23 protein-coding genes and 1 riboswitch are annotated in these 25,500 nt (G+C 74.5%); of the genes, 13 read left to right on the top strand and 10 right to left on the bottom strand.

Annotation, left to right across the window (positions count from 1 at the left end):
- The first annotated feature begins 35 nt into the window (after positions 1–35).
- The 4 genes from ACSTA4_RS17015 (at position 36) to ACSTA4_RS17000 (ending at position 5,024) form a co-directional block, all read left to right on the top strand.
- The gene (locus tag ACSTA4_RS17015; protein ID WP_444960128.1) at positions 36–1,469 is read left to right on the top strand and encodes an endo-1,4-beta-xylanase; all 1,434 of its coding nucleotides are present in this window, start codon (positions 36–38) and stop codon (positions 1,467–1,469) included.
- A gap of 201 nt (positions 1,470–1,670) precedes the next feature.
- Positions 1,671–3,011, top strand: coding sequence for a cellulase family glycosylhydrolase (locus tag ACSTA4_RS17010; protein WP_444960127.1), 1,341 nt, complete (start codon positions 1,671–1,673; stop codon positions 3,009–3,011).
- Positions 3,012–3,184: 173 nt separating this feature from the next.
- Entirely contained in the window at positions 3,185–4,255 is a 1,071-nt protein-coding gene (locus ACSTA4_RS17005) for a lytic polysaccharide monooxygenase auxiliary activity family 9 protein (RefSeq protein WP_444960126.1), read from the top strand.
- 100 nt (positions 4,256–4,355) lie between these two features.
- Entirely contained in the window at positions 4,356–5,024 is a 669-nt protein-coding gene (locus ACSTA4_RS17000; protein WP_444960125.1) for a maleylpyruvate isomerase N-terminal domain-containing protein, read from the top strand.
- Positions 5,025–5,210: 186 nt separating this feature from the next.
- Here the strand turns inward: ACSTA4_RS17000 and ACSTA4_RS16995 are convergent, their stop codons facing one another.
- The 4 genes from ACSTA4_RS16995 to ACSTA4_RS16980 all read right to left on the bottom strand — a co-directional run bounded on the left by ACSTA4_RS16995 (position 5,211) and on the right by ACSTA4_RS16980 (position 8,494).
- Positions 5,211–5,804, bottom strand: coding sequence for a flavin reductase family protein (locus ACSTA4_RS16995; protein WP_212644062.1), 594 nt, complete (start codon positions 5,802–5,804; stop codon positions 5,211–5,213).
- A gap of 66 nt (positions 5,805–5,870) precedes the next feature.
- Positions 5,871–6,893: a pyridoxal-phosphate dependent enzyme gene (locus ACSTA4_RS16990; RefSeq protein ID WP_444960124.1), complete on the bottom strand. Its 1,023-nt coding sequence runs from the start codon at positions 6,891–6,893 to the stop codon at positions 5,871–5,873.
- 93 nt (positions 6,894–6,986) lie between these two features.
- A complete protein-coding gene (locus ACSTA4_RS16985; protein WP_444960123.1) occupies positions 6,987–7,778 on the bottom strand; it encodes a Rossmann-like domain-containing protein in 792 nt (263 codons plus the stop codon).
- The gene (locus ACSTA4_RS16980) at positions 7,775–8,494 is read right to left on the bottom strand and encodes a methyltransferase (protein ID WP_444960122.1); all 720 of its coding nucleotides are present in this window, start codon (positions 8,492–8,494) and stop codon (positions 7,775–7,777) included. The genes ACSTA4_RS16985 and ACSTA4_RS16980 overlap by 4 nt, the downstream gene beginning before the upstream one ends.
- 263 nt (positions 8,495–8,757) lie before the next feature.
- On the opposite strand from ACSTA4_RS16980, the gene ACSTA4_RS16975 reads away from it, so the two are divergent.
- Positions 8,758–10,032, top strand: coding sequence for an MFS transporter (locus ACSTA4_RS16975; RefSeq protein WP_444960121.1), 1,275 nt, complete (start codon positions 8,758–8,760; stop codon positions 10,030–10,032).
- A gap of 47 nt (positions 10,033–10,079) precedes the next feature.
- On the opposite strand, the gene ACSTA4_RS16970 is transcribed toward ACSTA4_RS16975, so the two are convergent.
- From ACSTA4_RS16970 to ACSTA4_RS16960, 3 genes are read right to left on the bottom strand one after another with little or no spacing between them, the layout of a single operon-like run.
- On the bottom strand, positions 10,080–11,141 hold the full coding sequence (locus tag ACSTA4_RS16970) for a FecCD family ABC transporter permease (RefSeq protein WP_444960120.1): 1,062 nt from the start codon (positions 11,139–11,141) through the stop codon (positions 10,080–10,082).
- Positions 11,138–12,229: a FecCD family ABC transporter permease gene (locus ACSTA4_RS16965; RefSeq protein ID WP_444960119.1), complete on the bottom strand. Its 1,092-nt coding sequence runs from the start codon at positions 12,227–12,229 to the stop codon at positions 11,138–11,140. The genes ACSTA4_RS16970 and ACSTA4_RS16965 overlap by 4 nt, the downstream gene beginning before the upstream one ends.
- A gap of 8 nt (positions 12,230–12,237) precedes the next feature.
- Positions 12,238–13,284: an ABC transporter substrate-binding protein gene (locus ACSTA4_RS16960; RefSeq protein ID WP_444960118.1), complete on the bottom strand. Its 1,047-nt coding sequence runs from the start codon at positions 13,282–13,284 to the stop codon at positions 12,238–12,240.
- Between the two features lie 25 nt (positions 13,285–13,309).
- A riboswitch (cobalamin riboswitch) is annotated at positions 13,310–13,489 on the bottom strand.
- A 142-nt stretch (positions 13,490–13,631) separates the two neighbouring features.
- Here ACSTA4_RS16960 and ACSTA4_RS16955 point away from each other — a divergent pair.
- Complete coding sequence (locus tag ACSTA4_RS16955) at positions 13,632–14,591, top strand: threonine ammonia-lyase (RefSeq protein ID WP_444960117.1); 960 nt, start codon at positions 13,632–13,634, stop codon at positions 14,589–14,591.
- 60 nt (positions 14,592–14,651) lie between these two features.
- On the opposite strand, the gene ACSTA4_RS16950 is transcribed toward ACSTA4_RS16955, so the two are convergent.
- The gene (locus ACSTA4_RS16950; RefSeq protein WP_416028211.1) at positions 14,652–14,876 is read right to left on the bottom strand and encodes a histidine kinase; all 225 of its coding nucleotides are present in this window, start codon (positions 14,874–14,876) and stop codon (positions 14,652–14,654) included.
- 193 nt (positions 14,877–15,069) lie between these two features.
- Complete coding sequence (gene purB / locus ACSTA4_RS16945; RefSeq protein ID WP_444960116.1) at positions 15,070–16,500, bottom strand: adenylosuccinate lyase; 1,431 nt, start codon at positions 16,498–16,500, stop codon at positions 15,070–15,072.
- 194 nt (positions 16,501–16,694) lie between these two features.
- On the opposite strand from purB, the gene ACSTA4_RS16940 reads away from it, so the two are divergent.
- From ACSTA4_RS16940 to ACSTA4_RS16910, 7 genes are all read left to right on the top strand, one after another.
- A complete protein-coding gene (locus tag ACSTA4_RS16940) occupies positions 16,695–18,083 on the top strand; it encodes a sensor histidine kinase (RefSeq protein WP_444960115.1) in 1,389 nt (462 codons plus the stop codon).
- Entirely contained in the window at positions 18,050–18,751 is a 702-nt protein-coding gene (locus ACSTA4_RS16935; RefSeq protein WP_444960114.1) for a response regulator, read from the top strand. The genes ACSTA4_RS16940 and ACSTA4_RS16935 overlap by 34 nt, the downstream gene beginning before the upstream one ends.
- A gap of 184 nt (positions 18,752–18,935) precedes the next feature.
- Positions 18,936–19,892: an oxygenase MpaB family protein gene (locus ACSTA4_RS16930; protein WP_444960113.1), complete on the top strand. Its 957-nt coding sequence runs from the start codon at positions 18,936–18,938 to the stop codon at positions 19,890–19,892.
- Between the two features lie 140 nt (positions 19,893–20,032).
- Positions 20,033–20,251 (top strand): hypothetical protein, encoded by a 219-nt coding sequence (locus ACSTA4_RS16925; protein WP_444960112.1) that lies wholly within the window; start codon positions 20,033–20,035, stop codon positions 20,249–20,251.
- Between the two features lie 132 nt (positions 20,252–20,383).
- Entirely contained in the window at positions 20,384–20,920 is a 537-nt protein-coding gene (locus ACSTA4_RS16920; protein ID WP_248770782.1) for a GNAT family N-acetyltransferase, read from the top strand.
- Between the two features lie 230 nt (positions 20,921–21,150).
- Positions 21,151–22,641, top strand: coding sequence for an aminopeptidase P family protein (locus ACSTA4_RS16915; RefSeq protein ID WP_444960111.1), 1,491 nt, complete (start codon positions 21,151–21,153; stop codon positions 22,639–22,641).
- A gap of 370 nt (positions 22,642–23,011) precedes the next feature.
- Positions 23,012–24,169 carry a glycerol dehydrogenase gene (locus ACSTA4_RS16910; RefSeq protein WP_444960110.1) on the top strand — a complete coding sequence of 386 codons (1,158 nt, stop codon included), beginning with the start codon at positions 23,012–23,014 and terminating at the stop codon, positions 24,167–24,169.
- A 51-nt stretch (positions 24,170–24,220) separates the two neighbouring features.
- On the opposite strand, the gene ACSTA4_RS16905 is transcribed toward ACSTA4_RS16910, so the two are convergent.
- Positions 24,221–25,246: a phosphotransferase family protein gene (locus ACSTA4_RS16905; protein ID WP_444960109.1), complete on the bottom strand. Its 1,026-nt coding sequence runs from the start codon at positions 25,244–25,246 to the stop codon at positions 24,221–24,223.
- Positions 25,247–25,500: the final 254 nt, after the last annotated feature.

Raw genomic sequence — 25,500 nt, 5'->3', positions numbered from 1 at the left:
CCCGCCCCCGACCCCCCACAGGAGAAAGGAACACCATGTCGCTCACCAAGGGGCGAAGACGGCTCCGGGGAGGGGCCGCCGCCGCGGTCGCCCTCGCCCTCAGCCTGGTCACGGGCGGTCTGACCGCCGCGGCCCACGCCGAGGACACCGCGCTCACGGCGCAGGAGGCGGCCCGGGCCCAGCAGGCCACCCTGCGCGAACTCGCCGACCAGCGCGGGCTGCGCATGGGCACCGCGGTCGCGTCGCAGCACCTGAACCAGGCGGACTACGCCCGGACCGCCGCGACCGAGTTCAACTCCGTCACCCACGAGAACGACCTCAAGTGGGAGACCGTCCAGCCCCAGCCCGGGCAGTTCAACTGGACCAACGCCGACCGCATCGTGGACTTCGCCCAGCAGAACGACCAGCTGGTCCACGGTCACACGCTGGTGTGGCACAGCCAGCTGCCCCCATGGGTGAGGGACGGCACCTTCAGCCGGGACCAGCTGCTGGACGTCATGGACACCCACATCAGCACCACCGTGGGGCGCTACCGCGACGACATCGCCACCTGGGACGTCGTCAACGAGCCCATCGGGGACAACGCCCAGTTCCGCGACTCGGTCTTCTACCGGACGCTGGGGGAGGACTTCATCGCGGAGGCCTTCCGGATGGCCGACCGGACCGATCCCGACGCCCGCCTGTTCATCAACGACTACAACATCGACGGGATCAACGCCAAGAGCGACGCCTACTACGAGCTGGTCCGGGACCTGCTGGCGCAGGGCGTGCCGATCGACGGCATCGGCTTCCAGGGCCACCTCATCGCGGGACAGGTCCCCTCCAGCATCCAGCAGAACATCCAGCGCTTCGTGGACCTGGGCCTGGAGGTGATGATCACCGAGCTGGACATCCGCATCCAGACGCCCGCCACCCAGCAGAAGCTGGAGCAGCAGGCCAGGGACTACGAGCAGGTGGTCAACGCCTGCTACGCGGTCGACGGGTGCTCCGGCGTGATCGTGTGGGGCGTCACCGACGCCCACTCCTGGGTCCCCGGCACCTTCCCGGGCGAGGGTGCGGCGCTGCCCATCGACGACAACTACGATCCCAAGCCCGCCTACTGGTCGATCCACGAGGCGCTCGGCGGTGACCCCGGCCCCGATCCCGACCCGGACCCGACCGACCCTCCGTCGGGTGAGTGTGAGGCGGTGTACTCGGTGACGAACCAGTGGCAGGGGGGTTTCCAGGCGCAGGTGACGGTGACGGCTGGTGCGGCTCTGTCGGGGTGGACCGTGGAGTGGACCTTCGGTAGCGGTGAGAGTGTCTCGCATGCCTGGAACGCGTCGGTGTCCGGTAGTGGCGGGAGTGTGACCGCGACGAACGTGGGTTACAACGGCGCGTTGGCGGCGGGGCAGTCGACCTCGTTCGGGTTCGTCGGCAACTCCAGCGGCGGTGTCTCCACGCCCGAGCTCACGTGCAGCGGCTCCTGACCGGCGACCGACCCCGTCCGCGGGGGAGTACCGGAACCCAACGACGCTGACGCGACCGCCCCGGAACAGGCCGCGCCTGTGTCAGGACCGGGCGCCGGGGGAACGCAGCCGCCTACCCCCGGCGCCCACCCGGTCCCCGCCCGACAGGGCGGGACCCCCGCAACACGACAACGTTGTCCGCCCCTCTACCTGGAGCCCCCCATGGTCAAACGCCTGCTGATCGCCCTCGGGTCGGTCATCACCCTGGTGGCCGCACTGCTCGTGCACTCGCTGCCCGCGCACGCCGACACCGGCTTCCGCGTCAGCGACGGCCGCCTCGTCGACGCCGCCGGAAACGACTTCGTCATCCGCGGCGTCAGCCACGCCCACACCTGGTACGCCCAGGAGACCCAGTCGTTCGCCGACATCAAGTCCCTGGGCGCCAACACCGTCCGCGTCGTCCTCAGCAGCGGCCAGCGCTGGACGGAGAACACCGCCGCCGACGTGGCCAACGTCGTCGACGAGTGCAAGACCAACCGGCTGATCTGCGTCCTGGAGGTGCACGACACCACCGGTTACGGCGACCAGGCCGGGGCCGCCACGCTCGACCAGGCCGTCGACTACTGGCTGCGCGTCCAGGAGGCCGTCGAGGGCGAGGAGGACCACATCCTCGTCAACATCGGCAACGAGCCCTACGGCAACGACGCAGCGATCAACCAGAACTGGGCCGCCGACACCAGCGACGCCGTCAACCGCCTGCGCGACGCGGGCTTCGACCACACCCTGGTCGTGGACGCGCCGAACTGGGGCCAGGACTGGGCGGGCGTCATGCGCGAGGACGCCCAGTCGGTGTTCGACTCCGACCCGCACGCCAACACGGTCTTCTCCGTGCACATGTACGGCGTCTACCAGCAGGAGTCGACGGTCGTCTCCTACCTGGAGCACTTCGTCGACGCGGGCCTGCCGCTGATCGTCGGCGAGTTCGGCCACGACCACTCCGACGGCAACCCGGACGAGGACGCCATCATGTCCCATGCCGAGCGCCTGGGCCTGGGCTACATCGGCTGGTCCTGGAGCGGCAACGGCAGCCCCGTGGAGTACCTGGACATGGTGGAGGGATTCGACGTCGACAGCCTGACCCCCTGGGGCGAGCGCATCTTCAACGGACCGAACGGCATCGCCGCCACCGCCGAGGAGGCCCCGGTCTACGGCGGCGGCCCCGACCCGACCGACCCGCCGACCGAGGAGCCCACGGACCCTCCGTCGGGTGAGTGTGAGGCGGTGTACTCGGTGACGAACCAGTGGCAGGGGGGTTTCCAGGCGCAGGTGACGGTGACGGCTGGTGCGGCTCTGTCGGGGTGGACCGTGGAGTGGACCTTCGGTAGCGGTGAGAGTGTCTCGCATGCCTGGAACGCTTCGGTGTCCGGTAGTGGCGGGAGTGTGACCGCGACGAACGTGGGTTACAACGGCGCGTTGGCGGCGGGGCAGTCGACCTCGTTCGGGTTCGTCGGCAACTCCAGCGGCGGTGTCTCCACGCCCGAGCTCACGTGCAGCGGCTCCTGACCGGCCCGCACCCCTGTCCCCCACAACCCGCAACCCCTACAACCCACTGCCACTACAACCCGGTGACCACGTGATCCGAAGCACCCGCTGATCCCGCTGAGGGAACAGACCACCCGCCCCGGCCGCACCGCCCCGGTGCGGCCGGGCACCCCCCACAGAGATTGGAGTGGCCCATGCGGTCACGCAGCACCCTCGCCATGGCCGTGGCGCTCGGCGGTCTCGCCGTCGGCACCACCGTCGTCGCGCTGCCCGACACGGCCCAGGCCCACGGCGCGTTCACCTACCCGGCCAGCCGCACCTACGCCTGCTTCCAGGACGCCACCGGCGGCAGCAGCGGCGGCGCGCTCGCGCCGACCAACGACGCCTGCGCCGACGCGCTGGCCGAGGGCGGCAACTACCCGTTCTGGAACTGGTTCGGCAACCTCATCAGCAACTCCGACGGGCGCCACCAGGAGTTCGTGGCCGACGGCGAGCTGTGCGGGCCCACCGACAGCTTCTCGGCCTTCAACGCGGTCCGCGCCGACTGGCCGACCACCGAGCTGCCCGCCAACACGACGGTGGAGTTCCACCACAACGCCTGGGCCGCGCACCCGGGCACCTTCTACACCTACGTCACCGAGGACGGGTTCGACCCCGCGACCGACGCGCTGACCTGGGATTCCCTGGAGCTCATCGACGAGGTCACCGACCCGCCGCTGCGCAGCGGCGGCGTCGCCGGGGCCGAGTACTACTGGGACGTGGACCTGCCCGACAAGGAGGGCCAGCACGTCATCTACGTGGTGTGGGAGCGCTCCGACAGCCCCGAGGCGTTCTACAACTGCTCCGACGTGGTCTTCGAAGGCGGAACGGGCGGCAACCCGGACCCCGAGCCGGAGCCCGAGCCGGAGCCCGAGCCGGAGCCGGAGCCGGAGCCCGAGCCCGAGCCCACGGACCCGCCGACGGGCGAGTACTGCACGGCCGAGTACACGGTCCTCAACGAGTGGCAGGGCGGCTTCCAGGCCGAGGTCGAGGTCACCGCGGGGGAGAACGGGACCGACGGCTGGATGGTGGACTGGGTGTTCGCCAACGGCCAGGCGGTCAGCAGCGCCTGGAACGCCTCGCTCGTCAACCACGGCGCCCACTTCGAGGCCACGAACGCCGCGCACAACGGCTCGCTCGCGGCCGGGGAGAGCGCCAGCTTCGGGTTCACCGCCACCTCGGGAAACGTGAACATCGAGCCGCAGGTGTCCTGCCAGGAGCCGTGACCTGACCATCCCGGAGGGACCGTACCCCCCACATGAGGGCCGCACCGGCCCGCGCGGTCCCGGCGCCACGGTACCGAACGCTGTTCGGTACCGTGGCGCCATGGACACCGCGAAGATCTACACCTCCTGCCAGGAGCGCATGCTCGCGCTCGCCGACGACCTGAGCGCCGAGCAGCTCGCCGCGCCCGTCCCCGCCCTGCCCGCGTGGACCGTCCGGCAGACCTACGCCCACCTGGCCGGGCTCTGCGCCGACGTGCCCGCGGAGCGGGTCACGCCCCCGGCCGACGACGCCGTCACCGCCCGCCAGGTGGCCGAGCGCGAGCACCTGGACATCGCCGCGCTCTGCGCGGCCTGGCGCGCGGACACCCTGGCCCTGCTGGAGGTCTTCGCCACCCGGACCCGGGCCCGCTACTCCCTGCCCGCGATCGACGTGTGGCACCACGAGAACGACGTCCGGGGCGCGCTGGGGATGCCCGCCCAGACCGGGCACGCCGACGAACTGGCCGCCTTCGTCCTGGGCGCGACGGCCCGCGCGTGGTCCCCCGAACTGCCCGGAGTGCGCGTGGCGGCCGCGGACACCGGCCAGGAGTGGGCCTTCGGCGAGCGGGCCGACCTGGAGTGGTCGGCCACGGCCTTCGAACTGGTGCGCGCCGTGACCGGCCGCCGCAGCGCCGCCCAGATGCGCGCCATGGACTGGAGCGGCGACCCCTCCGGTGTCCTGTACCGCCTGTCGGCCTTCCCCCTCCCCGAGACCGACCTGCGGGTCTGACCGGGGAACGACGGGCGTGCCCGAATCACCCGTGCGGGACCCGTGCCCGCCGCTCCCGGTCGGATGGGTCGGAAGCGGCAGTCCGTACGGCCTCCGCTGGCCGGGACGGACTCTCCGCATGCCGGATCGGCTGCCTGGCGGCGGCGGTCGGAGCCGTCGGCCGGGGTCGTCGCCGGGAGCCGCCGGTCAGGGCCGGTACGGGATCCGGTCGAGGGCCCGCACCTCGCCCAGCGTGGACCACTCGTTGCGGCCCAGCCGCGCCAGCGGGCGCAGCAGGGTCGCCTCGGGGTGCCCGTCCACCAGCACCGACTCGTCCACGGCCGCCCGCACCACCCGGCCGAACACCACCGTCGAGTCGCCCAGGCCCACCGTCGAGTGCAGCACGCACTCCAGCGCCACCGGGGAGTCGGCCACCCGGGGCGGGCGCACCGACGCGCTGGGCTCGCGCCCGATCCCCAGGGCCTCGAACTCGCTCACCTCCGGCGGGTAGGAGGTGCCGCTGGCGTTGACCTGTTCCTGCATCGGCTCCGGGGCCAGGTTGACCACGAACTCGCCGGTCTCCTCCACGTTGCGCAGCGAGTCCTTGCGCCGCACCGAGGTGAACTGCACGATCGGCGGCTGGGTGCACGCGACGGTGAAGAAGGAGTGCGGCGCCAGGTTGTCCACGCCCGCCGCCGACGTGGTCGAGACCCACGCGATCGGGCGCGGCAGGATCACGGCCGTCATCAGCTGGTAGAACGCTCGTCCGGGCAGGTCTTGCGGTGTCCATTCGGTACGCATCGGCATCGATTATCCCGCCCCGCGCGCGGGCGCGGCCACCGCCGCCCCGCGCCCGCGCGTCCGGCCTCAGGCCGTGCGGTCGAACTCCGCCTGCCGCGGCGCCCCGGCCCGGCGCCACTCCATGCGCGCCCAGGGCAGGCGCAGCTCGGAGGTGCCGGTGACGTCCAGCGGCTTGAGGTCCTCCACCGCCTCGGCCTCCCGGTGGCGGGCGAACACCGACTCGGTGTAGCGGTGGCCGGTGTCGGCGGCGACGAACACCACCGTCCGGCCGGGGGAGAGCCCGAGTTCCCACCGGGCGGCCAGGTAGGCGGCGCCGCTGGAGAGCCCCGCGAACACGGCGTGCCGCCGCAGCAGGTCGACCGTCCCGGCCAGGGCCGCGGTGAAACCGGTCCAGTGCACGGTGTCGTAGAGGGTGTGGTCGACGTTGCCGAAGGGGATGGCGCTGCCGATCCCGGCGATGATGATGTCCCGGTCGGGCACGCCGTCGCTGGCGAAGGTGACGCTGCCGAACGGCTGCACCCCCACCAGACGGGTCCCCGGGTCGGCCTCGCGCAGGTAGGTGCCCAGCGCGCCGGTGGACACGCCCGTTCCCACACCGCCCACGAGCGTGAGGTCCGCGCCCGCCGTCTCCCGGCGGATCGTCTCGGCGACCTCGCGGTAGCCCAGGTAGTGGAGGGGGTCGTGGTACTGGCGCATCCAGTGGTGGTCCGGGTGGGCGGCCAGGACCTCCCGGACCCGGCGCACCCGGCGGCTCTGGTCCAGGCGCAGGTCGTCGGTGGACTCCATCTGCTCCAGGCGTACGCCCAGGACCTCCAGCTGTACGCGCAGGGTGCGGTCCACGGTGGTGGAGCCGATGATGTGACATCGCAGCCCGTACCGGTGGCAGGCCAGCGCCAGCGCGTGCGCGTAGACGCCGCTGGAGCTGTCCACCACGGTGTCGCCGGGGCGGACGGCGCCGCTCTCGACGAGGTGGCGGACGGCGGCCAGGGCCGAGAGGGCCTTGAGGGTCTCGAACCGCAGGCACAGCAGTCCGCCGCCCAGGTCGATGAGGTCGGGGCGGCCGATCGCTTCCGAGGCGTGCTCGTCCACGGTCGTTCTCCTTACTGGTGGCTGGGGCGGGCGCGCGCGTGCGCCGGAGCGCGACGGTGCACGCGCGCGCCCGGGGAGGAGGGCGTGGGGTGTTCAGGCCGCCGGGGTCGCCCGGTAGCGGTAGAGCCGCGTGGGGTCGGCGCTGAACTGGGAGAAGGGGAAGGGCTCGGCGGAGACTCCGTCGACTCCGCGGCCGAGGAAGGCGCGCGCCACCGCGCTCGCGCTCTGGGCGTAGACGTACAGGGGGACGCCGCGCCCGCGGCACCGAGCCAGGAGCGGGTCGAAGGTGCCGTTGCCCAGGGTCATGCCGGTGGCCACGACGGCGTCGGCGGCGTCGACCACCTCCTCCATGGACTCCGAGACGGGGTCGCCCCAGCGGGTGGTGCGCAGGTTGAGGTCGCAGGGCAGGCACTCGCCGCCGCGTTCGCGGATGGCGGCCACGAGGGGGTTGACGACGCCGATCAGCGCGATCCGCGCGCCCTCGGTGATGGGGACGAGGCCGGCGACGGCGGCGTCCCGGGCCAGCGCGCGCTCCTCGGGCGTCCCGGCGGGCAGGGTGACCGGCTCGGCCCGGGGGTCCTCGCGGTGCGGCGCGGTGTGGGCGAGGTAGGCGTCCAGGGCGGCCACCCGCAGGGGGAGGGGCCCCTGTGCGATCAGTTCGGCCAGCGGGGCGCCCGAGGCCTCGCGGCACAGGTCCGGCGCGATCTGCCCGTCCTCGAAGGCGCAGGCCCCGAAGGCCCCGCCGACGCGCACGGCGACGTAGTGGTTGAGGTAGGTGGTGTCGCCCCCGGCCAGGCGGGTGCCGTGGTGGAGCCAGAAGACGCTGGTGGCCACGGTGTCGCCGACCCGGTCGGCGGTGTCGCGCAGGAGGTCGTCCAGGGTCATCTGCCGGCCTCCTGGAAACGGAACAGGTAGGTCAGGACCCCGTCGCCCCAGTCGTGCCGGTGGTGCACCCCGGCCCGGAAGCCGGTGGCCTCCGCGTGCCCGACGATGCGGCGCAGGTCGGCGGTGTTGGAGGCGATGAGGAAGACCTCCGCGCCGGGGGCCAGGAGCGGGCGCTCGGCCAGCTGGGTGAAGAACTTCTCCGTGATCGGCGCGCCCACGCACACGTTGCGCACGACGTCGGGGTCGGTGCTGACCGCCCGGCTGACCGCGGGCGGGTTGAAGGTGACCACGTCGAGCGCGGTCCCGTCCGGGAAGCCCTCGAACATGTCGCCGGTCACGGGGACGAGTTCGGTGGCGGTGCCGTCCCCGAGCAGGCGCGCGAAGTTGTCGGCGGCGGCCTCCACGCTGGGGGCGTGGACGTCGGCGGCGTGGACCCGGCGGGCGCCGCGGGCCCCAGCGGCGACGGCCTCCACGCCCAGGCCCACGCCCATGGCGGCGTAGTGCCGTCCGCGCACGTCGATGTCGTCGTCCAGGATGCGCTGGTGGATCATCCTGCTGGTCCCGCCGGGGAGGAAGACGCCGGGCGGCACCTCGAACCCCCAGCCGTTCCAGGTGTAGGAGCGGGTGGTGTGCAGGTCCTCTCGCGGCGGGTTGACGGCGAGGATCTGTTCGGCGGGAAGCGGTGGGGGCAGTTGGTCCACGAGGGAGCGGTCCACGGTCGTCCTTCCAAAAGGGGATCGGGAGTAACACGGGACACCAACGGGGAGCGCCGGATGTTCGGAGTACCGGAGTCCGCGCGCTATTGTAGATAAAACGATAACCATTGTCATTAGTGGGGTCGGAGTTCGCGTCCCCGGGGTGTGTCCGGCCAGTACCATCCGCCGCCCGGCGGGGCGGGCCTTGTGACGGACATACCCGGGCGAGGGCGGCGTCAGCCGCGCCCCGCCGGTGACCACCCGCGGAGAGGACGTGGAAAGACGTGGCCCACACCCAGCAGACCGGCGCCGTGCCCACGGCCCCACCGCGCGCGCACGTGCTCCTCGACCCCGCCTTCCTGCGCCTGTGGTCGGGGAGCACCGCCTCAGGGCTGGCCACGTGGGCCATGCCGTTCATCCTCGGCCTGGCCGTCCTGGACGGAACGCTCACCGCGATGGGGCTCGGCCTGCTCCTGGCCACCCGCACCGGCGGGTTCCTCCTGGCCCTGCCGCTCGGCGGCCTGCTGGCCGACCGGCTCTCCCGCCGCGCGGTGGTGCTGTGGGCCGGGGTCCTCGCGGCGGCGGCCACGCCGCTGGTCGCCGCGGGTGTGGCGACCGGAGCCCTGGCGCTCGCGGCCGTGGCCGCGGCGGCCGTGGGCGCGGGACAGGGAGCCTGTAGACCCGCCTTCCAGGCGCTGACCGCCGAGGTCGTGGACGAGCCGCGGCGCCAGCGCGCCAACGCGGCGCTCACCATCTCCGTGCGGGTCACCACCCTGGTCGCCCCGGGGGCGACGGCGCTGCTCTCCACGGTCCTGGGCGTGCACGCCCTCCTCCTGGTCACCGCCGCGCTCTGGGCGGTAGCCGCCCTGGCCCCGCCCCGGGGCCGGAGCGCGCCCACCCCGGGGACGGCGCCCGCGCGCGGCACCTCCCTGGTCGCCGACTTCCGCGACGGGCTGCGCGAGGCCCGGCGCCACACGTGGTTCCTCGCGGGGCTGGGCGCCCTGACGGCGGTGATCGCCACCGGCTACTCCGCCACCGGCGTGCTGCTCCCCGTGGTCAGCCGCGACACCTACGGCACCGAGGCGGTGCTGGCGGGCGCGCTGACCGCCTACACCGGCGGCGCGCTGGCCGGGGCGCTGCTGATCGGGCGCTGGCGCCCCTCCTCCCAGGGGTGGGTGGCGCTGGCGGGCCTGGCCCTGTACGGCCTCGCGCCGCTGAGCCTGCTCCTGCCCGTGGGCCCGTGGACGGTGTTCGCCGCCTACGCCCTGGCGGGGGTCGGGATCGAGCTGTTCAACGTCCCGTGGTTCACCGCCGCCCAGCGCGAGGTCGCGCCCGACAAGCTCGCCCGCGTCTCCTCGCTGGACTTCCTGTTCTCCTACGGCCTGGCCCCGGTCGGGCTCGCGCTCATCGCCCCGGCCACTCAGGCCTTCGGCACGGAGGCGGTCCTGGTCGTGTGCGCCGCCCTGTGCTTCCTGGCCCCGGGGGCCGCGGCGCTCGCCCCCGGTTCGCGCCACTTCGCGATGGGGGGCCGCGGGGCCCCGGCCCCGCGAACCGCCTGACCGGGAGGGCGCCCCCGGCGGACCCGCCGGGGCGGCGCCCCGGGCGTTCACCGGCCCCGTCCCGCCCCTTCGCCGCGCGCCAGCAGGTACAGCAGGAAGGGGGCGCCCAGCACCCCGGTGACCACCCCGACCGGCAGTTCGCTCCCCCCGAAGGCGGTGCGCGCGACCAGGTCCGCACCGGCAGCCAGGAGCGCTCCGCAGGCGGCGCAGGGCAGCAGCCCCAGAGCGCGTCCGCCCAGCAGCCGCCGCACGATCTGCGGGGCCACCAGGGCGACGAACGCGACGGGACCGGCGACGGCGGTGGCCGCGGCCGCGAGCGCGGCGGAGGTGAACAGCAGGGCGCCCCGGACGGGCCGCACCCGGCCGCCCAGGGCGGTCGCCGCGTCCTCGCCGAGCTGGAGCAGGGACAGCTGCCGGGCCAGCGCGAACGCGGCAGGTGCCAGGACGGCCAGCGCCACCGCCACCGTCACCACGTGCGGCCAGCCCCGGTTCGCCAGGCTGCCGGTGAGCCAGAGCACGGCGCGCTGCGCCGTGGTGAGTTCCGTGCGGGTCAGCAGGTACGACGTCACCGCGCCCAGCATCGCGGTGACCGCGATCCCCACCAGGACCAGCCGCTGCCCGCTGACACCGCGCCGGTGGGCGAGCAGGTACAGCAGGAACGCGGTGGCCACGGAGCCCGCCAGCGCGCTGGCCGCGATCGCCGCCGCCGTGCCGCCGAAGACCACGATGGCGAGCACCGCCGCGGTCGTCGCGCCCGCGCTGACCCCGATGACGTCCGGGCTGACCAGCGGGTTGCGCGCCAGCCGTTGCAGCAGCGCCCCCGAGAGCGCCAGCGCCGCGCCCACGCCCAGCGCGGTGAGCACACGCGGCAGCCGCATCTCCACCACCACGTGGGTGACCATCACACCGGCACGGCCGGTGAGCGCGTCCACCACCTCGCCCACGGCCAGCTCGAAGTCCCCCAGGGTCAGGGAGACCAGGGCCACCGCCGCGGCCAGGGCGGTGAGCAGGCCGCCGAGCAGCACCGAGGGCCAGTACACCCGCACCGACAGCCCGCCCAGCCGGGCCACCCCCGTCCGGGGGCCCAGGAGCCCGGAACGCGCCGTCACAGCCCCGCCACCCTTCGCCCGCGCACCAGGAGGACGAAGAACGGCGCACCGATGAGAGCGGTCAGGACGCCGACCTGCAACTCCTCGGGACGCGCCACCACACGGCCCGCGACGTCGGCCGCCAACAGCAGGACGGGCGCCAGCACCGCCGACCAGGGCAGCACCCAGCGGTGGTCGGGGCCGACCAGGACCCGCGCGACGTGCGGCACGGCGACCCCGACGAAGCCGATCGGACCCGCCACGGCCGTCGCCGTCCCGGCCAGGAGCACCACCGCCAGAGCGCTCGCCCCGCGCACCAGCCACAGCCGTGTCCCCAGGGAGCGGGCCAGCTCGTCGCCGAGCGCCACCGCGTTCAGGGACCGGGCCACCGCCACCGCCGCCACCAGCCCCGCGGCCAGGAACGGCAGCGCCTGGAGCAGCGCCGCGCCGTCGGCGCCCGCCAGCGAGCCCACCACCCAGAACCGGTACTCCTCCAGACTCGCGCGGTCGCGCAGGACGATCGCCGAGGTCAGCGAGCCCAGCAGGGCCGAGACCGCGGCTCCGGCGAGCGTGAGCCTGACCGGACCGCCGCCCTCCCGGCCCAGCGACCCGACGGCGTAGACCGCGCAGACGGCCGCCGCGGCGCCCGCGAAGGCGAAGCCGACGTAGCCCAGCAGCGAGGACGCACCGAACACGCTGATCGCCAGGACCGCGGCCAGGGAGGCGCCCGCGTTGACGCCGAGCACGCCGGGATCGCCGAGGGGGTTGCGGGTCACCCCCTGCGCCAGGACCCCGGACACGCCCAGGGCCGCGCCGACCGCCAGCCCGGCCAGGGTGCGCGGCACACGCAGGTGCCGCACGACCAGGTCGGTGTCCGAACCGGTGAAACCGGCGTAGGCGAGGTACACGTCGGACACCGACAGCCGCTCGTAGCCGACCAGGACCGATACCAGCAGGGTCGCGGCCAGGACCAGCAGGGCCACCGCCAGCCCGGCCGCGCGGGCGCGGGCTCCGGCGAGCACCCCGGAACCGTCGGCGGCGGCCCGCAGCCGGTGCCGGACCCCCGAGGGCACGGTCGTCACGGGCCTCTCGGCCACATGGGGGGCCATCGGCCCGCCTACCCGAACAGGCCGGGGTGCAGGATCCGGGCCACCGTCTCCACCGCGGCCGCGCTGCGCACACCCGCGGAGCGGTCGGCGAAGGTGAACTCCTCCACCTGCCCCCCGGTGACCGCGGTCAGGTTGGCCAGCACGGGGTCGGCCGTGATCCGCTCCACGTCCGGGGCGGCGTCGGCGGCGGTCATCCGCGCGTCGCAGCACACGTCGACCAGGATGAAGTCGGGGTCGCGCGCGATCACGTCCTCGACGGCCACGTCGTGGTTGCGCCCGCCGTCCAAGTCGGCGAAGGCGTTGACGCCGCCGGCCAGCCGGATGATCTCGGTGGAGAAGTCCTGCCCGCCTGCCACCCGGAACCCCTGGTCGCTGGGGCGGCCGACCATCACCGTGGGCCGGTCCTCCTCGGGCACGCGGCCCTCCAGGGCCCGGGCGACCCCGCCTACCGTGCCCTCCATGTCCGCGACGACCTCCTCGGCGCGCTCGCGCGCGTCGAACAGCGCTCCCAGGTCCCGCAGGTCGGCGTAGACGCTGTCCATCGTCACCGAGGCCGGGTCGATGGTCGCGTCGGTGCGGCCGTCCCCGCTCGGGCACAGCGGTGCCGGGATCCAGCTGCCGACGCCCAGCTCGCGCAGGGAGGCCCGCGTGCCGAGGTTCTCGTCGGTGAACACGTCGTTGAACCCGGCGAGCACGAAGTCGGGCCTGTGGCTGAGCAGCTCCTCGCGGCTGGGCAGGTTGGGGTAGTACTCCTGCCCGGCCTGGGCGTCGGCGTACTCCTCCAGGACGGCGGCGTCCAGGAACGCCGTCCCCACCAGGCGGTCGCTGAGGCCCAGCGCGTGGGCGGTCTCGATGGCGGGCTGGTAGGCGGCGAACACCCGTTCCGGCGGGCTGTCCGCGGCCACCTCGACGCCGCAGTTGCGGATCGTCTCCCCGGCGGCCTCGGGGGAGGGGTCGGCGGTGCCCCCGCCGCAGGCGGTCGCGGCCAGGAGCAGGGCGAGGGCGGCGCAGGCGGGCAGGCGGTACCGGACCGCGCGTGCCCCGGTGGGCTTCATCGAACAAACCATCCTTCGTGGTCTGATGACGCGGACGGTCGCAGCCGGTCTCCTGGCTCCCGGAGTCGGGCTCTGGCCCCGCGCCCCCACCCTTCCCGAGCCGTGTCCGGCCCAGTGGCGTGCGGGAGGCGCCCTCCGGTCACAGTGGCGAGGACCGCGCCGGACTTCCACCGGCTTCCCGTGCACTGCGACGTCGACGATATGGACTTGTGCTGACAGTCAACCGGCCACGGTAGTGCACGCGGGCCCCCTCCGCGAGACCCGCTCCCCCTCCCGGCCGACGGCCGCGGTCCCGGGGGCCGCCGGTCCGCACGCGTGGCCGGTCCGGGACCGGGAACAGGGAACGCATGGAACTGATCACGGTGGAGGACGTCCGCGCCGCTCAGGAGCGCCTGCGCGGGGAGGTGGTGTGCACCCCGCTGACGGCGGGCCCCGCCGGAGGGCCGCCGTTCCTGCTCAAACCCGAGAGCCTCCAGCCCACCGGGGCCTTCAAGCTGCGCGGCGCCACCAACGCCGTCGCCCTGCTCGACCCCGCCCGGCGCCGCAGCGGTGTGGTGACCCACTCCTCGGGCAACCACGGCCAGGCGCTCGCCTACGCCGCTGCCCGGCAGGGGGCGCCATGCACCGTCGTCGTCCCCGAGGGCGCGCCCGGGGTGAAGGTCGACCGCATGCGCGCCCTCGGCGCCCGCATCGTCGTGGTCGCCCCCCGGGAGCGGGAGGCCACCGCGCGGCGGCTCCGGGACGAGGAGGGGCTCACCCTGGTCCCGCCCTTCGACGACCCGCGCGTCATCGCGGGCCAGGGCACGGTCGGCCTGGAGATCCTGGAGCAGTCGCCCGGGGTCGCGACCGTCGTCGTGCCCGTGGGCGGGGGCGGGCTGGCCTCGGGGGTGGCCACCGCCGCGCTGGCCGCCGCGGGCCCGCGCCGTGTCCGCGTCGTGGGGGTGGAGCCCGAACTGGCCGCCGACGCCGCCGAGAGCCTGCGCACCGGGAGCCTGGTCGCCTGGCCGCCCGAGCGCACCCACCGCACCATGGCCGACGGGGTGCGCGTGTGCCTGTCCGAGCTGACCTTCGCCCACCTGCGCGCCCGCCTGGACGAGGTCGTCACCGTGACCGAGGAGGAGATCGCCCGCGCCGTCGCCGCACTCGCCCACGGGGCGCGTCTGGTGGCCGAGCCCAGCGGGGCCCTGGCCGCGGCCGCGGTCCTGGCGGGCCGGGTGCCCACCGCGCACGGACGCCCGCAGGAGACGGTCGCGGTCGTCTCGGGGGGCAACGCCGACCCGGAGCTGTTCGCCCGCCTGGTGGCGTGAGCCGCGCGACCGGACGGGGCGGAGGCCGCCCGCCGGGGCCACGCCCTGGCGGGGCCGTTCTCAGGCGCGGGAGCCCCCGCCGCCGGCGGGCCCGCTCCCGTTCACCCGCTCCCGCTCGTCCGCGCGCGCCGCCACGGGGTTCGCGCGCCGGGCGGCGCGCGCGGCGCGGTCCTCGCGGCGGCGCATGGCCATGTCCGACAGGGCGGCCAGACCGAAGGCGATGACGACGGCGGCGACGATCAGCACGGTCCACAGCGCGGTACCGAAGGAATCGGGGTCGATCATGGGTGCTCCGAGGGGCTCGGGGGTGGACGTGCCGACAGCACAACCGTAATAGGCGTTAACTTTCGGACCGACTGTTAGCGGCAGTGAACTGGGTCATACACACGTCGCCGCACGTCCGCACGCCGCACACGGCGAGGGCCCGGGACGGCGTCACGTGCCGTCCCGGGCCCTCGCCGGGCGAGTCCCGAGCCCCCTACAGGATCGAACCCGGGGAGTAGGCGGCCGCCTCCGGGTGCGCGGCCACGATCGCGTCGATCTGCTCCACCACGGCGGCCACCTGGTCGGCGGCGGCACCGGTGAAGGTGATCCGGTCGGCCAGCAGCGCGTCCAGCTCCTCGCGGCCGAGCGGGAAACGCCCGTCCTCGGCCAGGCGGTCCAGCAGCCGGTTGCCCGCGCCCTCCTGGCGCATGGCCAGGGCCGAGCCCACCGCGTGCTCCTTGATCAGCTCGTGGGCGGTCTCGCGGCCCACCCCGGCGCGCACCGCGGCCATGAGCATCTTGGTCGTGGCCAGGAACGGCAGGTAGCGGTCGAGCTCGGCGGAGACCACCGCGGGGAAGGCGCCGAACTCGTCCAGCACCGTCAGCATCGTCTCCACCAGCCCGTCGAAGGCGAAGAACGCGTCCGGCAGGGCCACCCGGCGCACCACCGAGCAGGACACGTCGCCCTCGTTCCACTGGTCCCCGGCCAGCTCACCGGCCATGGACGCGTACCCGCGCAGGATCACGGTCAGCCCGTTGACCCGCTCGCACGAGCGCGTGTTCATCTTGTGCGGCATGGCCGAGGAGCCCACCTGGCCCTCGGCGAACCCCTCGGTGACCAGCTCGTGCCCGGCCATCAGGCGGATCGTCTTGGCCAGCGACGAGGGACCGGCGGCCAGCTGCACCAGCGCGGTCAGCACCTCGAAGTCCAACGAGCGCGGGTAGACCTGGCCCACGCTGGTGAAGCGCCGCTCGAACCCGAGGTGGGAGGCCACCTCGTCCTCCAGCGCGCTCAGCGCGGCGCGGTCCCCGCCCAGCAGGTCCAGCATGTCCTGCGCGGTGCCCACCGGGCCCTTGATCCCGCGCAGCGGGTAACGGGAGATCAGCTCCTCCAGCCGCCCGTGGGCGACCAGCACCTCGTCCGCGATCGACGCGAACCGCTTGCCGAGCGTGGTGGCCTGCGCCGCCACGTTGTGGGAGCGGCCCGCCATCACCGTCTCGCCGTACTCGGCCGACAGCCTCCCCAGCCGGGCCAGCAGCGCCACCACCCGGTCGCGGGCCAGCAGCAGGCTGTCGCGCACCTGGAGCTGCTCGACGTTCTCGGTCAGGTCGCGCGAGGTCATGCCCTTGTGCACGTGCTCGTGCCCGGCGAGGGCGTTGAACTCCTCGATGCGGGCCTTGACGTCGTGGCGGGTGACCCGCTCGCGCTTGGCGATGGAGGCCAGGTCCACCTGCTCCAGGACCTTCTCGTAGTCCTCGACCACACCGGCCGGGACGTCCACGCCCAGACGCGCCTGGGCGCGCAGCACGGCCAGCCACAGCCGCCGCTCGGCGACCACCTTGTACTCGGGGGACCACAGCCGGGTCAGCTCCGCGGACGCGTAGCGGGCAGCCAGGACATCAGGGATCAGCGGTTTCGCACTCACGTCGTCCGACCCTATCGTCCTGAGCTGCGACGGGCGCGCGGCCACTCCCCCCGAAGGCCCCGGGCCCGCACCGGCGGCGACGCGGGGAGGCCGACGAGCGCCCGGACCGGGGCCCGGGAGGTAGGGCCAGCCCCACCTCCCACCCGGTGGCGCAGCCGATTCCGGTGCGCGCCGGACCTGCCTAACTTTGGATCATGACCACTCCCGCGGAGTCCCCGAACGCGCCGCGCACCCTGTTCCAGGCGCTCGGCACCAGACGTTTCCTGCTCACCCCCTGGCCCTGGCGCGGCCTCGCCTACAGCGGCGGCACCGTCCTGGTGGCCTCCGTCCTGTTCTTCTTCGCCTCTCCCGTTTTGGCCCCCTGGGCCGCGCTGTTCATGGCGTGGACCGGAGGGATCGAGGCCTCCGCCGACTACGGCGGGATCGTGCTGGTGCTGGCCCTGTGCCTGACGTTCACGTTCCTGTTCGGCCCGCTGGTCGCCATCCCCCTGGGCGCGCTGGAGCGCTGGCGCCTGGGCCTGGTCGGGGGCGGCCCCCGCGGGAGCGGGCACCGCGAACCGGTCCCCGGGCTGTGGGGGTGGGTGCGCACCCGCTACACCGAGGCCGCCACCTGGCGGGAGGTGGCCTACGCGGGGCTGATGCTCCCCCTGTCGGGGGTCACCGCCATGATCACGGTTTTCCTGCTGCTGCTCGCGATCGTCCTGGCCTCCGGTCCGCTCCTGCTGGACGACAGCCCCGGCTCCGTCATCGACCTCGGCCCCGTGACGCTCACCTCCAGCGCCGAGGCGGCTCCCTACACCCTCCTGGCCCCGCCGCTGCTCGTCGTCCTGCTCTACGCGTCGGCGGCCCTGGCGTGCCTGCACTCCCTGCTGGCCCGCACCCTGCTGGTCGGCCCGCCCAAGGGGGTCCTGCACGCCGAGCTCAACCAGGTCACCGAGTCGCGGGCCCGCCTGGTCAACGCCTTCGAGTACGAGCGCAGGCGCATCGAACGCGACCTGCACGACGGCGCCCAGCAGCGCCTGGTCGCCCTGTCCATGGACCTGGGCGTGGCCCGCCTGGACCTGGAGCAGGGCAGCGAGGCCGACCAGCGCGTGGTCGCCGCGCAGGCCAAGGCCGACGAGCTCATCACCGAGCTGCGCGAACTGGTGCGCGGCATCCACCCCCGGGTCCTCACCGACCGGGGACTGCCCGCGGCCCTGGAGGAGCTGGCCGACCGATGCCCCGTGCCCGTGACGGTGCACACGCGGATCGGCGGACGCCTGCCCGCGCACGTGGAGGGCACCGCCTACTTCGTGGTCGCCGAGGCCCTCACCAACGTCTGCAAGCACACCGCGGCCGACGCCGCCGCCGTGCACGCCGGCACGGCACCCGGCGGACCGGGCCGCCCCGACACCCTGCTGGTGGAGGTCACCGACCACGGCGGGGGAGGCGCCGACCCCGCCCGCGGGTCCGGGCTCACCGGGCTCGCAGACCGCGTCGCCGTCATGGGCGGCACAATGGAGCTGTCCAGTCCCGAGGGCGGACCTACCCGAATCCGAGTGGAGCTTCCGTGCGGACCCGTTCCCCCGACACCGCCGGCGTGACCCCCGACACGCCCCCGGTGCCCACCGTCCTGGCCGAGGACGGCGTCCTGCTCAGAGAGGGGCTGTCGGGAATCCTGGAGCGCTTCGGCTTCCCCGTCGTGGCCTCGGTCGGCGACGCCGAGGCGCTGGTGTCGGCCGTCGCCGAGCACGAGCCCGGCCTCGTGGTCACCGACATCCGCATGCCGCCCGGCTTCACCGACGAGGGGCTGCGGGCCGCCGTCCGGCTGCGCCGCGAGCGCCCGGGCCTGGCGGTGGTCGCGCTGAGCCAGTACGTGGAGCTGAGCTACGCCACCGACCTGCTCGACTCCGGCAGCGGCCAGGGCGTGGGCTACCTGCTCAAGCAGAGGGTGGGCGACGTCCGCGAGTTCGCCTCCGTGCTGCGCCGGGTGGTGGACGGCGAGACCTTCGTGGACCCCGAGGTGGTCCGCCAACTGCTGCGCCGCCGCGCCGACCCGCTGGAGCGCCTGACCCCGCGCGAGCACGAGGTCCTCGCCCTGATGGCCGAGGGCCGCTCCAACGGGGCGATCGCCCGCCACCTGGTGGTCAGCGACGCCGCCGTCGGCAAGCACGTGGGCAACATCCTGGCCAAGCTCGACCTGCCCCAGGACGAGGGCGTGCACCGCCGCGTCCAGGCGGTCCTGGCCTACCTGCGCGGCCGCCCCGCCTGAGCGCGCGGGAACGGGGCCGTCTCCGCCTGCCGTGCTCCGCGCCCGCGCCCTTCCGGGCGTGCGGGGCAGGCGGGTCCGCCCGGCCGCGCCGCGGACCCGCCGTGAGGCGGAGGAGCACCGGACCTATCGTGGAGGTGCAGAGCCGTCACGGTGCGAACTCCCCCCGCAGCCCGTAGGAGACCGGATGCAGCCGACCGTCGCCGCCCCCGACAGCGTCACCTGGAAGATCCACCTGGACCGGTCGATGTGGGTGGCGGGCGTGCGCGCCCTCATGCTCCAGGCCCTGCACCCCGTGGCCATGCGGGGGGTGTGGCAGCGCTCGGACTTTCGCTCCGACCCCACCGGCCGCCTGATGCGCACCGCCCACTTCGTGGCCGTCACCACCTACGGCAGCCCCGCCGAGGCCGACGCGCTCGGCGAACGCGTCCGCCGGGTGCACCGCGCGCTGTCCTTCACCGACCCGGACACCGGCCGCACGCACCGGGTGGACCAGCGCGACCTGCTGGTGTGGGTGCACTGCGCGGAGGTCTCCTCCTACCTGGAGAACGCCGTGCGCGCGGGCGTCGCGCTGACCGCCCGCGACGCGGACCGCTACCTCGACGAGCAGTCGCGCACCGCCGCCTACGTGGGACTGTCGCGCGAGGACGTGCCGCGTTCGGTCGCCGACCTGCGCCGCTACCTGGCCTCGGTCCGGCCCGCCCTGCGCGTCACCCCCGAGGCCCGCCAGGCGGTGCGCTTCCTGCTGTGGCCCAAGGTGCCCGAGCGCCTGTCCTGGCTGGCCCCGCTCAAGCCCCTGTGGTTCCCGGTCGGCGCGCTGTCCTACGCCACCCTGCCCGCGTGGGCGCGCCGCGCCTACGCGATCCTGCCCGAGGCCCCCGGCGGGGACGCGGCGGCCACCGCTTCGCTGCGGGCCCTGAGGGCGGTGCTCAACCGGGTGCCCGAGCGCTACTACAACCTCCTCTTCGACGAGGCCACCGTGCGCAGCGCAGAGGAGGCCAGACAGCGGCTGCTGGAGGCCGGGTACGAGGTCGAGAACGGGTTCCGGGCGATGCGGGCCCGCACCCTCTTCCGGGCGCCGTCGGCCTCCGCCGCGGCGTCCTCCCCGCCGCCCGCGGACGACCGGACCGCCGCGGAGGCCTGAGGCGGGCTTGCGGCCCGGGAGCGGAGGGGTTCGTGCCCGGACCCCGGCACGGGCGGTCGCGCCTTCGCGCAACCGGCGGCCCGGGCAGGGGGAGCGTCCCGGGTAGCGTGGAGGGGTTCCCGTGGACCGAGGGGGCCGCGATGAAGCGCCGAGTACGCCAGTACGGCCTCGTCATGGGAGCGTGCCTGCTCCTGTTCGCCGGTGCGCTGCCCGTCTACTACCTCTTCGGCGCGGGATGGGCGGTGGCCATGTGCGCGGTGGCGGCCGTCCTGCCGCCGGTGGCCGCCGCCCTGGGCAGCATCGCCGACCCCGACGACCCGGAGGACCGCGACAACAGGTACGGGCCCAACGCCGACTGACCGCCCCCGCCGGTCCGGCGAGGCGCCCGGCCCCCGTCACGGGTCCGATGATCCGACGCGTATTATTCGGGCGGAACCGGACATCCCGTCGCCACCGCTGCGGGGTGCCCCGCCGTCCAGGGGGAGGAACACGTGACCCACACCGGTACCGAGGACGTCGCGGCGGACCCGCGGACCAGCGCGGTCCGCATGCTGCGCGTGCGCCACGACGACCCGCGCGTGCGGGGGCTGCTCGACGGGCTGCTGGAGGAGTACACCGAGCGCTACGGCGCCGAGGGCGCGGCCGACGAGCTCGCGCGCTACCCGGTGACCGAGTTCGCCGCTCCCCACGGCCGCCTCGTGCTGGCCGAACTGGACGGGGAGATCGTCGCCGGAGGGGCCGTGCGCCCCTACAAGAAGGACCGGGCGGCCATGGCCGACACCGCCGAGTTCAAGCGCGTCTGGACCTCGGGGCGCCACCGCCGCCTCGGACTGGCCAGCCGGGTGATGACCGCGCTGGAGGAGGCCGCCCGCGACCTCGGCTACACCCGGGTCCTGCTGTTCACCGGTCCCGCCCAGCCCGAGGCGGTCGCCTTCTACACGCGGATCGGCTACCGGCCGGTCGACCCGGCCGACATCGACGAGCTGCCCCACCGCACGGCCATCCCCTTCGCCCACGACCTCGTGTGAGGAGGCGGGCCACCGGCCACCGGAGGGGTTCCCCTGAGGGCGGCGTCCACGGCCGGTGCCCGGCCGCCGGAGGGGTCCGCGCCGGGGGGTGACGGCCTCCGACGAGGACGGACGCGTTATGGCTTCCGGTATGTCCGCGCGACGGCCGCGCCCCGGGGCCTCCCCGTACGATGGATGGCCAGGGCCGCCACAAGCGGCCACGACGCCGGACCCGCGAGGAGACGCACGACGTGAGCGAGCAGCAGCGCCCCCAGGACGAGACGAACGCCCCCGTGTTCAGTCCCCGCAAGAACGGGCAGGCGCAGTCGGTCTCCGACGAGCTCGCCGCGTGGATGACCACCGGGTGGGCCGACACCGAGCGGCGCGACCTGGAGCCCGTCGAGCAGGCCGGACACACCGCCCGCCGCCGCGCCGCGCTCAGCGCGGCCTTCCCCGGCGACCGCCTGGTCGTCCCGGCCGGGCAGCTGCTCACCCGCTCCAACGACACCGAGTACCCGTTCCGGGCGGCCACCGACTACGCCTACCTCACCGGCGACACCTCCGACGGCGGCTGCCTGGTGTTCACGCCCCGCGCCGAGGGCGGGCACGACGTGGTCCTCTACCTCAAGCCCCGCTCCAACCGCGACAACGGCGAGTTCTGGCTGGGCGGCTACGGCGAGCTGTGGACCGGCCGCCGCAACAGCCTCTCCGAGGCCGCCGACCTGCTGGGCGTGGCCACCGCCGACGTGACCACGCTGTCCGGCGTGCTGCGCGCGGGCGGCGCGACCACCCGCATCGTGCGCGGCCACGACGCCGAGCTCGACGCGGTCGTCGACGGGCTGCGCGCCGACGCCGACGAGGAGGCCCGGGCCAAGTACGCCCAGCTCGACGAGGACCTCTCCGTCACGCTGGCCGACCACCGGCTGGTCAAGGACGAGTGGGAGATCGCCCAGCTCCAGCTGGCCGTGGACGCCACCGTGCGCGGCTTCGGCGACGTCGTCAAGGCGCTGCCGCAGGCCAAGGACACCTCCGAGCGCTTCATCGAGGGCACGTTCTTCCTCCGCGCCCGGGTGGAGGGCAACGACGTCGGCTACGGCACCATCGCGGCCTCCGGCGCCAACGCCACCACCCTGCACTGGACCCGCAACGACGGCCCGGTGCGCGAGGGCGACCTGCTGCTGCTGGACGCGGGCGTGGAGACCACCACGCTGTACACCGCCGACGTCACCCGCACCATGCCGGTGTCGGGCACCTTCACCGACGTGCAGCGCCGCGTCTACGACCTGGTGTACGCCGCCCAGGAGGCCGGTATCGCCGCCGTCGCCCCGGGCAGGCCGTTCACGGCCTTCCACGAGGCGTCCCAGCGGGTGCTGGCCGAGGGCCTCGTCGAGTGGGGCCTGCTGGAGGGCCCGGTCGAGCGCGTCCTGGAGCTGGGCCTGCAGCGCCGGTACACCCTGCACGGCACCGGCCACATGCTGGGCATGGACGTGCACGACTGCGCGGTCTCGCGCCAGGAGGTCCACCTGTACGGCGACCTGGAGCCGGGCATGGTGCTCACCGTCGAGCCGGGCCTGTACTTCCAGCCCGACGACCTGACCGTCCCCGAGGAGCTGCGCGGCATCGGCGTGCGCATCGAGGACGACGTGCTGGTCACCGAGGAGGGCCGCACGGTCATGTCGGCCGGTCTGCCGCGCTCCTCCGCCGAGGTGGAGGCCTGGCTGGCCGAGCGCCTGCCGCGCTAGGCAGTGCTTCTTTGGACCTCCGCTTCGCTTTGGTCCGTGTTCGGGCGCCCGGAGCACGGGAACCTTCGGTGTCTCCGGCGGGTTCGCTCGTTCCTCACGAACCCGCCTCCGCCACCTCCAGAACCCCGTGGGCGCCCGAACCAACCCCCACAAGCTGAGGTTGGCCGAAACGGGCCCTAGTTTCCGGACACACGACGGGACCGCCTCCTCGGGGGCGGTCCCGCCTTCGTGTGCGGCGGGTGGGAGGAACGCGTACGCGCCCCTCCCCGCGCCCAAGAGTGGCCCATGCCTCGCCACAGCACGTTTGGGCAGGTGGGTGCGCGGCCAGCGGGAGGGGGAGGGAAATCCACCGAGGAGGAGGTTCCACCCCATGGCAGAGCACACCCACGGAACCCGGCCGCGCGTCTTCGCCTCGCCGGGACGCTACGTCCAGGGACGGGGCGCCCTGGCCCGGCTGGGCCCGCTCGTCTCCGACCACGGCTCCCGCCCGCTCGTCCTGGTCGACGACGTCGTCCGCGGGCTGACCGAGGACGTCCTCACCGCCTCCTTCCGCGAGGCGGACCTGCCCCTGGTCTTCGAGCGCTTCGGCGGCGTTCCGACCAGGGCCGAGGCCGAACGCGTCTCCGGGACGATCCGCGACGGCGGCCACGACGTGGTCATCGGCCTGGGCGGCGGGGCCGCGATCGACACCGCCAAGGCCGCGGGGGACAACACGGGGGTCCCCTGGGTCAGCGCGGCCACGGTGGCCTCGACCGACGCGCCCACGTCGGCGCTGTCGGTGGTCTACACCGAGTCGGGGGCGTTCGAGTCCTACCGCTTCTACGACCGCAACCCGGCACTGGTGGTGGTCGACACGCAGTTCGTGGCCGAGGCGCCCACCCGGTTCCTGGCCGCCGGGGTCGGCGACGCCCTCGCCACCTGGATCGAGGCGCGCGCGGTGGAGCGGGCGCACAGCACGAACATGGTGGAGGGCCTGCCGACCCGTGCGGGCACGACCCTGGCGCGCCTGTCCTGGGACATCCTGTGGGAGTCCTCCCTGCCCGCGCTGGAGGCGGTGGACCGCGGCCTGGTGACCCCGGACGTGGAGGCCGTCGTGGAGGCCACCACGCTGCTGTCCGGCCTGGGCTTCGAGTCCGGCGGTCTGGCCGCCGCGCACGCGGTGCACGACGGGCTGACGGCGGTGGACGAGACGCACCACCTCGCCCACGGGGAGAAGGTCAACATCGGCTCGCTCACCCAGCTCCTGCTGGAGGGCGCTCCGGCCTCGGAGGTGGACGACTTCGCGCGGTTCACGGCGCGCGTGGGCCTGCCGACCACCCTGACCGAGGCGGGGCTGGGCGACGCGGACGACGAGGTACTCGACCGGGTCGTGGCCGCGGCGACCGCGCCGGAGGAGACCATCCACAACCTCGCGTTCACGCCCTCGGCCCGGGACGTGCGCGACGCCCTGCGCGCGGTGGAGGGGGTCGGCCGCCGCGCCCGCCGCGAGGCCGGGCTCGGGGAGCCGCAGGCGCCCGGGGCCCACTGACCGCACCCGGGCGCCGCTCTCCCCGGCGGGGCCGGTCCGGCCCCGCCGGGTTCAGTCCAGCGGCCCGGCCAGCCGGGCCAGGTCGGCCTCCAGGTGCCCGGCCAGGAACGCCCTGGTCCGGGCCGCCTCGTCCGGCGCGTGCCCGCGCGGGGTGGGTTCGGTGAACATGATCAGGTACAGGTAGACCCGGTAGAGCGCGAGCCTGCGCAGCAGCCCGGGGGAGAAGTCGACGCGGCCCCCGGCCTCGCGGTAGCCCGCCAGGAACGCGGTGTCGTCGCGGACGTCGCCGAAGAGCGCCAGGGACACCAGTTCGGCCGCCGGGTCGCCCCAGAAGGCGCGCTCGGCGTCGACGATCCCGCTGAGGCGGGGCGCGCCCCCGCCGTCGCCGGTCCCGGTGAGCAGGACGTTGCCGTCCCACAGGTCGAAGTGGGTGAGCACCGGCGTGCGCACCGGGGCCAGGTGCACGAGGTTGGCCGAGACCAGCCGCAGGATCCGCGCGCCGCCGCCGGGCAGCGCGACCGAGAACCGGTCGGCGTCGGCCACCACCGCCTCCGCCATCGCGCCGAAGGCCTCCGGCCAGGTGGGCGCGCGCAGTCCGTCCCGTCCCGGGTAGCCGAACCCGTCACCGGTGACGGTGTGCAGCGCGGCCACGGCCCTCCCCAACTCCCCGCGGACCCGGGCGGTCCGCTCCGGCCCCAGGTCGGCGCGGACCGCGTCCAGGGGGACCCCGGGCAGGTGGCTGAGGAACAGGTACGCGCGGCCCGGATCCCCCGGAACGGCGCCCAGGTGCAGCACCTCGGGCACGAGCGGGCCGCACACGGGCCGTGCCCGCTCGTGGACCAGGGCCTCGGTGGCGGTGATGCCGTGCTCGTAGGTGAGCCGGGGCCGGTCGGAAGGGGGCGCGAGCTTGAGCACCGACCGGCGGCCGTCGGCCAGGACCACGCGGTGCACGGAGTTGTAGGTGCCGCCGGTGAGCACCGCGCGTTCGCGCACGCGGGCGCCGCCGCCGAAGGCCGCGCGCACGAGCGCGTCCAGGAGGGCGTCGTCGGGGCCGGTGGCGGGGGAGGGGAGGGGCATGCCCGCACCCTAGTCCTGCCGGGCCCGACCCCGCGGGACGGTCCGGTTGGCCCGCGGCCGCCTCCGCGCCGAAACCAACGCTGGGGACCGGAAGGCCACCGGAGCGAAACCCCTTGCGTCACATCGCCAACATTTCTGGTCGGAGCCCCCTAACGGCCCTTCGGAGGAGGCGTACACCTCCGTGCGGATGTCGTCCGAGGTCGCCCCCGCGGGCCCGGACGGTCCGGCGGTTCCGGCCGCCGCGAGCGACCGCG

The organism is Nocardiopsis sp. M1B1 (genome assembly GCF_052466615.1).
This window is presented reverse-complemented; position numbering and strand designations above follow the sequence as displayed.